The sequence below is a fragment of the Burkholderia sp. BCC1640 genome (assembly GCF_902833125.1).
In the GTDB taxonomy this organism is placed as follows: domain Bacteria; phylum Pseudomonadota; class Gammaproteobacteria; order Burkholderiales; family Burkholderiaceae; genus Burkholderia; species Burkholderia diffusa.
The window spans coordinates 13,719-28,404 of record NZ_CADFEF010000044.1; the positions used below are offsets into that span (position 1 = coordinate 13,719).

Annotated in this window: 12 protein-coding genes and 1 tRNA gene; 5 read left to right on the forward strand and 8 right to left on the reverse strand. The window is 65.9% G+C overall.

What is annotated here, in order from left to right; translation table 11 throughout:
- Positions 1–237 precede the first annotated feature (237 nt).
- The 8 genes from HWX25_RS30405 to recA form a co-directional block, all read right to left on the reverse strand.
- Positions 238–2,016, reverse strand: a complete 1,779-nt coding sequence (locus HWX25_RS30405) for a Wzy polymerase domain-containing protein (protein WP_175912223.1) — start codon at positions 2,014–2,016, stop codon at positions 238–240.
- 156 nt (positions 2,017–2,172) lie between these two features.
- Entirely contained in the window at positions 2,173–2,769 is a 597-nt protein-coding gene (locus HWX25_RS30410) for a pilin (RefSeq protein ID WP_175912225.1), read from the reverse strand.
- Positions 2,770–2,866: 97 nt separating this feature from the next.
- Complete coding sequence (locus HWX25_RS30415) at positions 2,867–3,571, reverse strand: TerC family protein (protein WP_059820357.1); 705 nt, start codon at positions 3,569–3,571, stop codon at positions 2,867–2,869.
- A gap of 159 nt (positions 3,572–3,730) precedes the next feature.
- Positions 3,731–4,612, reverse strand: a complete 882-nt coding sequence (gene sucD, locus HWX25_RS30420; protein ID WP_010090788.1) for a succinate--CoA ligase subunit alpha — start codon at positions 4,610–4,612, stop codon at positions 3,731–3,733.
- 64 nt (positions 4,613–4,676) lie between these two features.
- Positions 4,677–5,843, reverse strand: coding sequence for an ADP-forming succinate--CoA ligase subunit beta (sucC, locus tag HWX25_RS30425; RefSeq protein ID WP_059528034.1), 1,167 nt, complete (start codon positions 5,841–5,843; stop codon positions 4,677–4,679).
- A gap of 68 nt (positions 5,844–5,911) precedes the next feature.
- Positions 5,912–6,520 carry a DUF2889 domain-containing protein gene (locus HWX25_RS30430; protein ID WP_059528036.1) on the reverse strand — a complete coding sequence of 203 codons (609 nt, stop codon included), beginning with the start codon at positions 6,518–6,520 and terminating at the stop codon, positions 5,912–5,914.
- A 146-nt stretch (positions 6,521–6,666) separates the two neighbouring features.
- A complete protein-coding gene (gene recX / locus HWX25_RS30435) occupies positions 6,667–7,536 on the reverse strand; it encodes a recombination regulator RecX (protein WP_175912227.1) in 870 nt (289 codons plus the stop codon).
- Complete coding sequence (gene recA, locus HWX25_RS30440; protein WP_059820359.1) at positions 7,536–8,609, reverse strand: recombinase RecA; 1,074 nt, start codon at positions 8,607–8,609, stop codon at positions 7,536–7,538. Before recA ends, recX begins: the two co-directional genes overlap by 1 nt.
- A 190-nt stretch (positions 8,610–8,799) precedes the next feature.
- Here recA and HWX25_RS30445 point away from each other — a divergent pair, with 190 nt between their 5' ends.
- The 5 genes from HWX25_RS30445 to HWX25_RS30465 all read left to right on the forward strand — a co-directional run bounded on the left by HWX25_RS30445 (position 8,800) and on the right by HWX25_RS30465 (position 14,592).
- Positions 8,800–9,528, forward strand: a complete 729-nt coding sequence (locus tag HWX25_RS30445) for a response regulator transcription factor (protein WP_059528042.1) — start codon at positions 8,800–8,802, stop codon at positions 9,526–9,528.
- 17 nt (positions 9,529–9,545) lie between these two features.
- Positions 9,546–11,099 carry a sensor histidine kinase gene (locus HWX25_RS30450; protein WP_175912229.1) on the forward strand — a complete coding sequence of 518 codons (1,554 nt, stop codon included), beginning with the start codon at positions 9,546–9,548 and terminating at the stop codon, positions 11,097–11,099.
- Positions 11,100–11,321: 222 nt separating this feature from the next.
- A complete protein-coding gene (locus HWX25_RS30455) occupies positions 11,322–12,980 on the forward strand; it encodes an MFS transporter (protein ID WP_175912230.1) in 1,659 nt (552 codons plus the stop codon).
- A gap of 122 nt (positions 12,981–13,102) precedes the next feature.
- Positions 13,103–13,179: transfer RNA gene (locus HWX25_RS30460), tRNA-Met, on the forward strand.
- 189 nt (positions 13,180–13,368) lie between these two features.
- The gene (locus HWX25_RS30465) at positions 13,369–14,592 is read left to right on the forward strand and encodes a DUF6538 domain-containing protein (protein WP_175912232.1); all 1,224 of its coding nucleotides are present in this window, start codon (positions 13,369–13,371) and stop codon (positions 14,590–14,592) included.
- Positions 14,593–14,686: the final 94 nt, after the last annotated feature.

Consider the following 14,686-nt stretch of genomic DNA (forward strand, 5'->3'; position numbering starts at 1 on the left):
CGCTCGCGCCGGGCGGCCCACACCAGGCGACCTTGCATGCGAACGCTTTCGCGCATTGTGCACGTGCCACCTCGCGCGTGGCGGCGATTTGACAATGGTTGACGCGAATCCTGCCGGATTCGGCGGCGATCCATTCCCTGCGGGAAGCAATCGCCGCACCGTCCCGTGCCGCCATCGCTCGCCTACCTCACCGCGATCCGACCAGCGCCGGGATTCCCCGCCCGGCGCCGCGCGGCGTCACTCGGAATCGTCGTCCGAGTCGTCTTCGTCCGCGTTGGCCGGGACTTCCCCGTACTTCGCGACGACGGCCGCCTTGAACGCTTTCAGCTCCGGCTGCTGATCGCACAGCTTGTACAGCGACGCGAGCTGCTGCGGCCAGTCCTTCAACTCCTTCGCGAACACATGCAGGCGCGCGACCGTATCGAGCGCGTCGGCTTCGCGACCGGCCAGCGCCTGCAGCACCGCATAGCGGCGCAGCACCGTCTCGCCGGGCAGCAGCGCGATCGCGCGCTCATGCGCGACGAGCTTGAGCGGCAGGTTGTCCGGCGAAATCGCCAGCAGCGTGGCCGCCCCGTAGTCGCCCCACGCGCCGAACAGCAGCGACGGCGCATCGCGGTACTGTGCGGCCGGATCGCTGCCGTAATACAACACTTCCGCGCGCTGGTAGTCGCGCAGCACGGGCACCGCCGCCAGCACGCCGCCGAACGACAGCACCGCGAACAGCCCGAACGCCGCGCGGCCCGGCAGGATGCGCAGCGGCTTCACCTCGAGCAGGCCGATCACGAACATCGCCGGCAGCAGGAAGAACATGTACTGCTGCGGATATTCGACGAGCGCATGCATCAACAGGATGCCGATCAGCGCGAGGCCGAACACGCGCGTGCTCGATTGCGGCGCGCGCACCGCGCGCACGAACCATGTCACGAGCGCGACGACGAGCACGCCGAGACCGACGAGGCCGGACTTCGCGAGCAGGTCAATGAAGATGTCGTGCGAGTTGTTCGCGATCTCGACACCGCCGAGGGTGCGCACGAGCGCGAACTGGTGCGACGGGAACTCGCCCCAACCGACGCCGAGCACCGGATGCTCGCGGAACATCGCGAGCCCGTACTTCCACAGCGCGAGGCGCGGCGCGATCTGCCCCGCGTCGCGCATTCGGTCGGCCGCCGACTCGGCGAGCCCCAGATGGAAATGCACGTTGGCCCAGCGCACCGCGACATTCACCGCAACGAAGGCCACTGCGAGCGCGACCGGGATCACCCATGCGCGGCGGTTGCCCGGCGCGCGGCGCGACTCGAGCCACGCCATCCAGAAACCCGCGACGACCAGCACCGCAACCTGCAGCCACGGGCCGCGCGACACAGTCAACGCGAGCCCGACCGACAGCACGATCGACAGCGCGAGCCACGCCCATACCGCGAGCCGGCGCGTCTGCACCAGATACAGCGCGCCCGCGAGCGCGAACGCGATGTAGGTCGCCAGGTGGTTCGCCTGCGCCATGTTGCCGTACGGACGGCGATCGACCGCGATGTTGTACACCACCACGAACGGCGACACCGCGGATTCGAGATGGAACAACTGCACGACCTGGCTCGCGACCGCGAGCATCCCGCCGAGCAGCAGCGCGCCGGACATCATGCGCGCGGCGACTTCGGCGAGCCCCTCGCGCGCGAGCGTGTACCCGGCCTGCATCGCGACCAGCGCGGCGGCCAGATAGCCGACCGCCAGCCAGTTCATCGACGGCACCTTCAGCGGCATGAGCGCGACCTGCGCGATCAGCACCGCCGCGAACCCGAGCGGCGCGACGAACGCGGCCGGCGCGGCGAACGGCTCCGCCGGACGGCCCGTGCGTGCAAGCAGCACGACGGAGAGACCCACCAGCAGATACAGCACTAGCGCGGCAAACTCGGAATAGAAGGTCGGGATCGGATACGTGTGATTCGTGATCGAGTACGGCACGATCAGGGCGACAGCCAGCGCAACGAGCGGCAACGAACGGGAAAAAGTAGAAGGCATGAGCGAACCGGATGTCAGCAACCGGCGCACTATACAAAACTTTCCCCCCTCTGTGCGGCCCCGTCGTGCCATCACCCATGCCGTGGAGCGGGCGCAGCCGGCCGGCGGACACCGCGCCATGCACGCGGCCACGGACTTGCCGGCATGCCCCCGGCACTACGCGCGGCACTCCGCCGGCGCATATTGCGCGGGCAACGTCGCGGCTTCCGCCGGCAACGGGCCCGCTCCCGGCGCCGGGAGCGACGACGCAGACTTGCCGGCGGCAAAACACTCCCATGCGATTGCACCCGCCTGCATCGCGCCCTTTTTCAGCGGCACGCGCGCGGTCGGCGTGTCGGCCTTGTCCGGGGCGGACGGCACCAGGACGAGCGTATTCGCACCGGCCGCGGCGACGCGGGGGGTGAACGCCACCGTGATCTGGCCGGTGTCGCCGTCGATGGCGACGGATTCGACGTTGCGGGTGGCGGCCGGCGGGCTGTAGCCGCCGTCGAGGCCCGCGCCGCTCGCGGCGTTGTCGGCAACGGCGAGCCGCGCGGACGAAGCGAGCGCGAGCCCCTCGCCGACACGCGACCGCGCGAGGTAATCCTGGTACGCGGGAATCGCATAGGCAGCGATCACGCCGACGATCGCGAGCACGATCATCAGCTCGATCAGCGTGAAGCCGGCCGGCCGCCAGCGCGGCACCGGCCGGCTCGCGCGCCGCAGATCGGCGGCGATGCGACGGAACAGGGAAACGGAAAAGGCTTCGAACATGACTGGCTCCGGAAACGAAAAACGCCTGCCGAATCAGGCAGGCGTTTCGATCGTAGCCAGCGGGCCGCGGCCCCGGCAGTCGGCCGGACGGCCAACGTCAATGCGCGTGCATGGCGCTGCGGCGGCGCCGGAGCGTGTAACCGGCGGCGACGACGAACAGCGCGCCGGCGATGCTCGCGCCGTAGATCGCCGCCGGCGTATCGAGCACCGGCCAGCGGTCGCCGATCGGGTCGTGCACCATCAGCCCGCCGGCGATCCAGCCCAGCAGCCCGGCACCGAGCGCCACGACGATCGGAAACCGGTCGAGCAGCTTCAGCACCAGCGTGCTGCCCCACACGATGATCGGCACACTGACGACGAGCCCGAAGATCACCAGCGCCAGCCGGTGCGACGGATCGGCCTGTTCGGCCGCGCCGGCGATCGCGATCACGTTGTCGAGGCTCATCACCGCGTCGGCGATCACGATCGTCTTCACCGCATCCCACAGCCGGTCGGCCGGCTTCACGTTGTCGTGTGCGTCGGCGTCGGGCGCCATCAGCTTGACGCCGATCCACAACAGCAGCAGGCCACCGCCGAACTTCAGGAACGGCACGTCGAGCAGCACGACCGCGAACGCGATCAGCGCGACCCGCAGCAGGATCGCGCCGGCCGTGCCCCACACGACGCCGCGCAACCGTTGGTTGGCCGGCAGGTTGCGGCACGCGAGCGCGATCACGACCGCGTTGTCGCCGCCGAGGAGGATGTCGATGATGACGATCTGAAACACCGCGCCCCAGTGGAGCGACGTCAGGAATTCAAGCATGAGCGGTATCGGGTGCGGGGCAACGGCTGTCGGACAGGCGCGCCGGGTGAACGCCGGGACATGCATCGCGCATGCCCGGTGCTTACAAATTCATTGCGCGAGCATAACAAAAAAACGCCGGCGAGGCCGGCGTTTTTTGCAGGACGAACCACGCGGAAATTACAGCGCCTTCTTCAGCAGGCGGCCCATTTCCGACGGGTTGCGCGTGACGGTGATGCCGCACGCTTCCATGATTTCCAGCTTCGCTTCGGCCGTATCCGCACCGCCCGAGATCAGCGCGCCGGCGTGGCCCATGCGCTTGCCCGGAGGCGCCGTGACGCCAGCGATGAAGCCGACGACCGGCTTCTTCATGTTGTCCTTGATCCACTGAGCGGCGTTGGCTTCGTCCGGACCGCCGATTTCGCCGATCATCACGACCGCGTCCGTATCCGGATCGTCGTTGAACATCTTCATCACATCGATGTGCTTCAGACCGTTGATCGGGTCGCCGCCGATACCGACTGCCGACGACTGGCCGAGGCCCAGTGCCGTCAGCTGAGCAACGGCTTCATACGTCAGCGTGCCCGAACGCGACACGACGCCGATGCGGCCCTTGCGGTGGATGTGGCCCGGCATGATGCCGATCTTCAGTTCGTCCGGCGTGATCGTGCCCGGGCAGTTCGGCCCGAGCAGCAGCGTCTTGCGGCCTTCGCGACGCATGCGGTCCTTCACTTCGATCATGTCGCGCACGGGGATGCCTTCCGTGATGCAGATCGCGAGATCGAGGTCGGCTTCGACCGCTTCCCAGATCGCAGCGGCTGCGCCTGCCGGCGGAACGTAGATGACCGACACGGTCGCGCCGGTTTCTGCCTTCGCTTCCTTGACGCTCGCGTAGATCGGAATGCCTTCGAAGTCTTCGCCGGCCTTCTTCGGGTTCACGCCCGCGACGAATGCTTCGCGGCCGTTTGCGTATTCACGGCAGGCGCGCGTATGGAACTGACCGGTTTTGCCGGTAATGCCCTGCGTGATGACCTTCGTGTCCTTGTTGATCAGAATCGACATGTATTTTGACCTCTGTTCGATTGGCGTCGCGTATCTGCCGCGCCGCCATGCGTATTCGATAGCGTTACTTGCCTTCGGCAGCCGCGACGACCTTCTGCGCAGCCTCTTCCATGCTGTCCGCCGAGATGATCGGCAGGCCCGAATCGGCCAGCATCTTCTTGCCAAGGTCCTCGTTCGTGCCCTTCATGCGCACGACGAGCGGCACGTTCAGGTTCACGGCCTTCGAACCGGCGATCACGCCTTCCGCGATCACGTCGCAGCGCATGATGCCGCCGAAGATGTTCACGAGGATCGCCTTCAGGTCCGGGTTCTTCAGCATCAGCTTGAACGCTTCGGTGACCTTCTCGGTCGTCGCGCCACCGCCGACGTCCAGGAAGTTCGCCGGCTCGCCGCCGAACAGCTTGATCGTGTCCATCGTCGCCATCGCGAGGCCTGCGCCGTTCACGAGGCAGCCGATGTTGCCGTCGAGCGAGATGTACGCGAGGTCGAACTTCGACGCTTCGATTTCAGCCGGATCTTCTTCGTCCAGGTCGCGGTACGCGACGATTTCCGGATGGCGGAACAGCGCGTTCGAGTCGAAGTTGAACTTCGCATCGAGTGCGATGACCTTGCCGTCGCCGGAGACGTTCAGCGGGTTGATTTCAGCCAGCGATGCGTCGGTTTCCCAGAATGCCTTGTACAGGCCTTGCAGGATGGCGCGCGCTTGCGGAATCGAAGCAGCCGGCACGCCGATCTTCGCGGCGAGGTCGTCGGCCTGGGCGTCGAGCAGACCGGTCGACGGCTCGACGATGACCTTATGGATCAGTTCCGGGTGCTTTTCGGCAACTTCTTCGATGTCCATGCCGCCTTCGCTCGAACCCATCAGAACGATCTTTTGCGACACGCGATCAACGACGAGGCTGACGTACAGTTCCTGCTTGATGTCGGCGCCTTCTTCGATCATCAGGCGGTTGACCTTCTGGCCTTCCGGACCGGTCTGGTGCGTGACGAGCTGCATGCCGAGGATCTGATTCGCATATTCGCGAACCTGCTCGATCGACTTCGCCACCTTCACGCCGCCGCCCTTGCCACGGCCACCCGCGTGAATCTGAGCCTTCACGACCCACACCGGGCCGCCCAGCTCTTCTGCCACCTTGACGGCCTCTTCAACCGAGAACGCCGGCTTGCCGCGCGGTACCGCGACTCCGAATTTCCGCAGGATTTCCTTACCCTGGTACTCGTGAATCTTCATGCGTGATTCCCTTCAGTCTGAGAGTTGGATGAAATGTCGCTTAAGACGCTTCTTCGAATGATTTCCGTTCATTCCTTCGTGCTGCCCTCACCGGGCAAGTCCGGCCGGTTCGTGCCATACCAGCGCGGGTAGTACTGCCGCACGACCTCGCCGTCGAACCGCAACGCCCGGCAGCGGCCGAGCTGGAAAGGCGGTTCGGCGTGCTCGCCGTCATGGTCCGGTCCTTCGCCTCCCTCCTCGCGCACGTTCCATACGTCACCGGCGAACGCCTGGATCGCTGCCGTCGGCAGCACGGCGCACAGTTCGGTGAGATGGGAACAGCCTGCGACGCCGGCGAGCAGCCGGTTCGCGTTGCGGCGGAAATTGCGGAAGAGATTGAGCCCGATGAGGGCACGATAGGCGGGAGGGGCGGATTGACAGTGACCGGGATAGGGAACCCACTCCGAAGACGCTTCGGCGTCGACGACATTGAGGTCACGATCGATAGTCACGCGCAGCCAGAGTTCGTGGATCGGCAGGCCTTGGGGCCGGATGCCCGACGCAAGCGCGACATCGCGCGGCTTGTGGTCGGTCAGGCAGGCTTCGATGTCCCACAAGCCGTCGCCGCGCTCGTAGGCTTCCGCTCGGATTGCGCGTCGATGTCGCAACTGACGGGGCACGGGCTCGGATAGCGGCATGCTGGAGGTTGAGGCCGAAGAGGAAAACCCGTGGATTTTAGCATATTGGGTATTTGAGGCATCCGGCCGCGACGGCGGGTATTCCCGCCTGTCCGGAAACGGTTGCGTTGCAGCAAAATCGCGCGCAGCGCGCGCGACCGAACCGGTCAGTCGTCGATCGGGAAATCGTCGCCGACCTTCAGCAACTTCACGATGGTCGAGCTCGAGAAGCCGCGCGCTGCAAGGAAGCGCGCCTGCTTCGCGCGCTCGGCGGGCGTTTGCGGCAGTGCACCGAATTTCTTGCGCCAGACGGCCTGCGCGCGTGCCCACTCGGTCTCGCGCAATTGCGCATTCACTTCCTCGACGAGACTGTCGCCGACCGCATGACGCTTCAGTTCGCTGACGATGCGCGCGACGCCGACGCGCGATGCGCGGCGATGCACGAGGCTCTCGGCAAAGCGTGCGTCGGACAGCCAGCCTTCCTTTTCCAGTGCATCGAGCACCGGCTCGACGGATTCGTCCTCACCGACGTACGGTGCGAGCTTGCGCGCGAGTTCGGCCCGGCTGTACTCGCGCCGGGACAAATAGCCGAGCGCGCGGCCCTTCAGCGAACGCAGCGGTTTCGACGACTTGCGCTCGGCGGCACCGGATGCGTCACCTGAAGCAGTGTCGGCGGAACCGCCGGACGCACGGCGCGTGCGACGCGGATGCTGGCTACTGCGCGTATACACATCTTCCTTGACCGACGCAGACGCATCGGCCGCGCGCTCGCCCGGAAAGCTGACACCGGACACGCGACGGCGCGACCGGTCGTGCGCGTCGAACGATTCGTCGTCGTCGAACGGATCGACCGGCGCGGTCATCTCAAACGAAACGAGGGCATCCTCGGATGCCCTCGTCGCGGTGCGGGTCGCGGCATGACTGCCCGCGCTCCGCCGGTTGGCCCCCGAGGATTCGGCTTGCCGGCCGGAGCGACCCGCCGTGTCGGGCGCGTCGCTCGGTTCCGGTTCGCCAGCCTGACCTCGGCGCCCGACCATCACTCTTCTTCGTCCATCGCCTCGGCTTCGTCGAACCCTGCACCATCCGGCATGGCGGCAACGCCGAGCGATTCGCGAATGCGGTTTTCGATCTCGCGCGCGATTTCCGGATTCTCGCGCAGGAATTCACGCGCGTTGTCCTTGCCCTGGCCGATCTTCTCGCCGTTGTAGCTGTACCAGGCGCCTGCCTTGTCGACGATCTTCGCCTGCACGCCGAGATCGATGATCTCGCCCTGACGCGAAATGCCCTCGCCGTACAGGATGTCGAAGATCGCTTCGCGGAACGGCGGCGACACCTTGTTCTTGACGACCTTCACGCGGGTTTCGTTGCCGATCACCTCGTCGTTCTTCTTGATCGAACCGATGCGGCGGATATCCAGACGCACCGACGAGTAGAACTTGAGCGCGTTGCCGCCCGTCGTGGTTTCCGGGTTGCCGAACATCACGCCGATCTTCATCCGGATCTGGTTGATGAAGATCACGAGGCAGTTCGTGCGCTTGATCGTGCCCGTCAGCTTGCGCAGTGCCTGCGACATCAGGCGAGCCTGCAGGCCCGGCAGCGAATCGCCCATCTCGCCTTCGATTTCGGCCTTCGGCACGAGCGCCGCGACCGAGTCGATGACGATCATGTCGATCGAACCCGAGCGCACCAGCGCGTCGGTGATTTCGAGCGCCTGCTCGCCGGTGTCCGGCTGCGAGATCAGCAGCTCCGGCACGTTCACGCCGAGCTTCGCCGCATATTGAACGTCGAGCGCGTGCTCGGCGTCGATGAAGGCTGCCGTGCCGCCCAGCTTCTGCAGTTCGGCGATGACCTGCAGCGTGAGCGTGGTTTTACCGGACGATTCCGGACCGTAGATCTCGACCACCCGGCCGCGCGGCAGGCCGCCGACGCCGAGCGCGATATCGAGACCCAGCGAGCCCGTGGAGACGACCTGGATGTCTTCGGCCGCTTCGCCGTCGCCCATCCGCATGATCGATCCCTTGCCGAACTGCTTCTCGATCTGCGCGAGTGCGGCCGCCAGCGCCTTGCTCTTCTCGGCGGTCATCCCGGAGCCCTTCTTGCTATCTTCCATGAATCGTCCTTTGCTATGATGAGCAGCGTCTGTCAGAGGCGCGCCCGCTTTCAAGCGCTGCCCACGAATGCAGACACTGTATAAAAAAACAGTGTTTTATGCAAGCCCGCAATGCAGGCTGCGTTGTACACGGATAACTTCGGAGACAGCCGCGCCGGCACGAACGCCCCGCCGGCCATCGGTCAGCAACATGCGAATTCTCATCGCCGAAGACGACAGCATACTCGCGGACGGCCTCACCCGGTCACTCCGCCAATCGGGCTATGCCGTCGACCACGTGAAGAGCGGCGTCGAGGCCGATACCGCGCTGTCGATGCAGTCCTTCGACCTGCTGATCCTCGATCTCGGGCTGCCCAAGATGTCCGGGCTCGACGTGCTGAAGCGCCTGCGCGCGCGCAATTCCAATCTCCCCGTGCTGATCCTGACCGCCGCCGACAGCGTCGACGAGCGCGTGAAGGGGCTCGACCTCGGCGCGGACGACTACATGGCCAAGCCGTTCGCGCTCAACGAGCTCGAGGCGCGCGTGCGCGCGCTGACCCGGCGCGGCGCGGGCGGTGGCCCGACCGTCGTGCGCCACGGCTCGCTCGCGTTCGACCAGGTCGGCCGCATCGCATATGCGAACGACCGCGTGCTCGATCTGTCCGCGCGCGAGCTCGGGCTGCTCGAAGTGCTGCTGCAGCGCATCGGCCGGCTCGTGTCGAAGGAGCAGCTCGTCGACCATCTGTGCGAATGGGGCGAGGAAGTCAGCAACAACGCGATCGAAGTGTACGTCCACCGGCTGCGCAAGAAGATCGAGCCGAGCGGCGTGCGGATTTCCACCGTGCGCGGCCTCGGCTACTGCCTCGAGAAAGTCGCGCCCGCGGCGCCGGCCGACTCGCCCGCGCCCCAGTCCGCGGCGGCCGGCACGCCGCTGCGCTGAACCCGGCCGTCGCCGCGATGGCCACGCCGGCCCACTCCCGCCATCCGACCGGCGATCAACCGTCCGCCGCCGACGCCGCGCGCGACGCGCGCTACGAGAACCCGTTCGCGCCGCCCGACGAAACCGACACGCCCGAGGCCGCGCGGCCGCGCTCGCTGTTCGGCGAAATCCTCGACTGGATGCTCGCGCCGCTCCTGCTGCTGTGGCCGATGAGCATCGCCGTCACCTATCTCGTCGCGAAGACGATCGCGAACGGCCCGTTCGACCGCGCGCTCGAGACCAACGCGTACGTGCTCGCGCGGCAGATCCATCCGGTCAACGGCGTCGCCGAGCTGACGCTTCCGCAGCAGACGCGCGACTTCCTGCGCGCGGACAACGTCGACAGCGTGTACTTCCAGGTGCTCGGCACGCGCGGCGAGCTGGTCGCGGGCGAGGCCGACATGCCGCTGCCGCGCGACGAGGACCGCCCGCCACCGGGCGTCGTCGTGTTCCGCGACGACCTGCTGCGCGGCAACGACGTGCGCGTCGCGTATACGACTGTCGCGCTGCCCGAGTCGAACAGCACGCAGCCCGTGCTCGTGCAGGTCGGCGAGACGCTCGACAAGCGCAACGCGCTCGCGAACGACATCATCAAGGGCGTGATCCTGCCGCAGTTCGTGATCCTGCCGCTCGCGATCCTGCTCGTCTGGTTCGGGCTGTCGCGCGGGCTCGCGCCGCTCAACGCGCTGCAGGCGCACATCCGCGCACGGCGTCCCGACGACCTGTCGCCCGTCGAGGCGCAGCGCGCGCCGCCCGAGATCGAGCCGCTCGTCACGTCGTTCAACGACCTGCTCGCGCGCCTCGAACAGAACATGGCGCTGCAGAAGCGCTTCATCGCCGACGCCGCGCACCAGATGAAGACGCCGCTCGCGGGGCTGCGCACGCAGGCCGAGTTCGCGCTGCGCCACCCCGTGCCGCCCGACGTGCAGCGGTCGCTCGAACAGATCGCGACGAGCTCCGAGCAGGCCGCGCGGCTCGTCACGCAACTGCTCGCGCTCGCGCGCGCCGAGAACCGCGCGAGCGGGCTGACGTTCGAGCCGGTCGAGATCGCCGCGCTTGCACGCCGCACGGTGCGCGACTGGGTGCAGGCCGCGCTCGCGAAACGCATGGACCTCGGCTACGAAGGCCCGGAGGACGACGCGCCGCTCGAGGTCGACGGCAATCCCGTGATGCTGCGCGAGATGCTCGGCAACCTGGTCGACAACGCCATCCGCTACACGCCCGAAGGCGGCCGCATCACCGTGCGCGTGCGGGCCGAGCGTGCGGCGCGGCGCGTGCATCTCGAAGTCGAGGACACCGGGCCCGGCATCCCGGCCGCGGAACGCGACCGCGTGGTCGAACGCTTCTACCGGATCCTCGGCCGCGAAGGCGACGGCAGCGGCCTCGGGCTCGCGATCGTGCGCGAGATCGCCGCCCAGCACGGCGGCACGCTGACGCTCGACGATCACGTATACCAAAGCGCACCGCGCCTCGCGGGCACGCTCGTGCGCATCAGCCTGCCGCTGTCGGACACCGCGCCGGATCAATCCTGATACGCGCGGGTCCGTACCGCACCGCGATCGCATCGAAATCGGCGCTTTACCACCCGATTGCGACACGATCGGAGCGCGAAACGACCGATTCGGCGCGGGTTAACGCGCAGTCGTTTTGTGCCCGCGAGTCAGTGCGCCGTAAGTTTCCGTGCCAATAATCGTCGACAGGCCCGCCCACCCAAGGTGGCCGCATATCTATATCAAGGGACTTGGAGACGATTCATGGCAACGTTAGGCGAGCAAATTTCGCACTCGCCGATGACGGGCGAAGAGAAGAAGGTGATCTTCGCGTCGTCGCTCGGCACCGTGTTCGAGTGGTACGACTTTTATCTGGCCGGATCACTCGCGGCCTACATCAGCAAGAGCTTCTTCTCCGGGGTCAATCCGACCGCTGCATTCATCTTCACACTGCTCGGCTTCGCAGCGGGCTTCGCCGTGCGTCCGTTCGGCGCGATCGTGTTCGGCCGGCTCGGCGACCTCGTCGGCCGCAAGCACACGTTCCTCGTGACGATCGTGATCATGGGCATCTCGACCTTCGTGGTCGGCTTCCTGCCCGGCTACACATCGATCGGCATCGCGGCGCCGGTGATCTTCATCGCGATGCGGCTGCTGCAGGGCCTCGCGCTCGGCGGCGAGTACGGCGGTGCGGCGACCTACGTCGCCGAGCATGCGCCGGCGAACCGTCGCGGCTTCTATACCGCATGGATCCAGACGACCGCGACGCTCGGCCTGTTCCTGTCGCTGCTCGTGATCCTCGGCGTGCGCACGTTCATCGGCGAGGAAGCGTTCGGCAACTGGGGCTGGCGCGTGCCGTTCGTCGCGTCGATCCTGCTGCTCGCGGTGTCGGTGTGGATCCGGTTGCAGCTGAACGAATCGCCGGTGTTCCTGCGCATCAAGGCGGAAGGCAAGACGTCGAAGGCGCCGCTGACCGAAGCGTTCGGCCAGTGGAAGAACCTGAAGATCGTGATCCTCGCGCTCGTCGGCCTGACCGCCGGCCAGGCCGTCGTGTGGTACACGGGCCAGTTCTACGCCCTGTTCTTCCTCACGCAGACGCTGAAGGTCGACGGTGCCAGCGCGAACATTCTGATCGCGATCGCGCTCCTGATCGGCACGCCGTTCTTCCTGTTCTTCGGGTCGCTGTCGGACAAGATCGGCCGCAAGCCGATCATCCTCGCGGGCTGCCTGATCGCGGCGCTCACCTACTTCCCGCTGTTCAAGGCGCTCACGCACTACGCGAACCCGCAACTCGAACTCGCGACGCAGAAGGCGCCGATCACGGTCCTCGCCGATCCGGCCACCTGCTCGTTCCAGTTCAACCCGGTGGGCACGTCGAAGTTCACGAGCTCGTGCGACATCGTGAAGAGCGCGCTCGCGAAGGCCGGCCTGAACTACGAGAACGTCGCGGCGCCGGCTGGCGCGTCCGCGCAGATCAAGGTCGGCGATACGGTGATCCCCGCGTATGACGGCAAGGCGGCCGACGCGAAGGCGCAGGGCGCGGCGTTCGACAAGACGCTCGCGTCGACGCTGAAGGCGGCCGGCTACCCGGCGAAGGCCGACCCGTCGCAGCTCAACTGGCCGATGACGATCGTGATCCTGACGATCCTCGTGATCTACGTGACGATGGTCTACGGCCCGATCGCGGCGATGCTGGTCGAGATGTTCCCGACGCGCATCCGCTACACGTCGATGTCGCTGCCGTATCACATCGGCAACGGCTGGTTCGGCGGCTTCCTGCCGGCGACCGCGTTCGCGATCGTCGCGGCGAAGGGCGACATCTATTCGGGGCTCTGGTATCCGATCGTGATCGCGCTGGCCACGTTCGTAATCGGTCTGCTGTTCGTCAAGGACACGAAGAACTCGAACATCTACGCGCAGGATTGAGGTCGGGCGCGGGCGGCACCCCGCCCGCAACCCGTGCCGGCGCCGGCCGCCGGCACCTTTTTTCAGGAAAGTGAAAAAAGGTGTTGACAGCCCGGCGGTACATCTACATAATTCAAGTCTTCGGCGAATTAGCTCAGTCGGTTAGAGCGACGGAATCATAATCCGCAGGTCCGGGGTTCGAGTCCCTGATTCGCCACCACGCATTACCAAGGCTGCGCGCTTCCGCAAGGAGCGCGCAGTTTTGCTTTGGGTCCTTGAAAATCAAGGACTTGGCGAAGGTATAAACCCGTCTCTCTAGGCTGCCGGGTGCTACATCGAACTGCTACAGTGGACGCCCCGGCGTCCGGCTTCGGTGGCACAAGGACAACCTTGCCCCTGAGAGGACACCATGCCTTCGCAACATTGCCTGACGACCCGCCGCCAGTCCGCGGTTCCCCAGTTCCGACGTGCCATCCCGGCAGACCTGCAGCAGCTTTTCGGCCGACTCGAGCTCGGCGGCTCGCTCCACACCCGCGAAAAAGCAGAAGCCAAGCGTCGGCGCAACGCACTTGTTGCCGCCACCGACAGCCTGTTCGACGACGCACGTATGCTGCGCGTGACCGGCTCGGCAAACCGGGACGCCCTCCTGCACGAATTTACCCGGCAACGTGAGCTCATCTGCGCCGGTCGGGCCGTGCGATATTCGGCTTCGCCCGAACCAGCAACCGAACCCTGCGACGTGCCCACCGAGGACTCGCCTCCGTGCTGGCCGGCGGTCTATGACGAAGTCTTCTCCTCAGACGAGCGCCCCGCCATCAAGGCCCATTTCTGCCTCAAGCCGTCGATGATTCCACGACTGATTGCTCGTCGGCGCGCGGTCATGCTCCAAGGAGATGACGTGCTGCGCTCCACCGATTCACGCGAGGACGTGCGAGCCATGCGCGAAGGACTGGCTGAACTCGAACAGGACATCACGGACGACATCGCCCGCGACGACACGTCTGCCATTCGTGAAGAAGCACTTACCCTGCTCGCCTATGAGGGCATCCTCTCGCTCATTCGACCCGTGGTGGGCACAGCCATCGATGAAGAAATCACGTCACTCGCCCAGAATCCGTTCGCGGCGGTGACCGTCCATGTGTCCGAAAAGGACATCCGCTCCTACCAGCCGTTCTCGGCAGGCCAGCTTCAGAGGTTTTTCGACGGCCCGGTTCACCACCACGGCGAGCGTCCAGGCAAAGGTGGTCGGGACGCGGCCTTCTGGCTGCCGCTTCTCGCCCTCTTTGCCGGCGTGCGCCTTGAGGAGGCGGGGACGCTCAGCACCGCAAGCGTCTTTCAACGCGCCGGAAGCTACTGGGTAAAGATTGGCGAGAGCAAGTCGGCCAACAGCAGCTTGCGAGAAGTGCCGGTTCACCGTGTCCTCGAGGAGAAGGGATTCATCGAATTCGTCGAGCGTCAGCGCAGGCAACGAGGGGGAAACGCAACGCTGTTTCCGAATCTCCGTCCCAAGACGATTGACGGGAAGAAAACTCGGATGTACTCGACTTGGGTCAACGAATATATCGACGCCCACGTCATTGACGACGCGCAATATACATTTCATGTTGATGTCCGCACAGAACTGACCCACTAGAGCTGAAAATTTTCATCGAATTTTGACCCACGTGATTGAATGCCCTGCTCAATCTTTGAGCAGGGGATACAAAGGTGATCACGGTGGGCATATT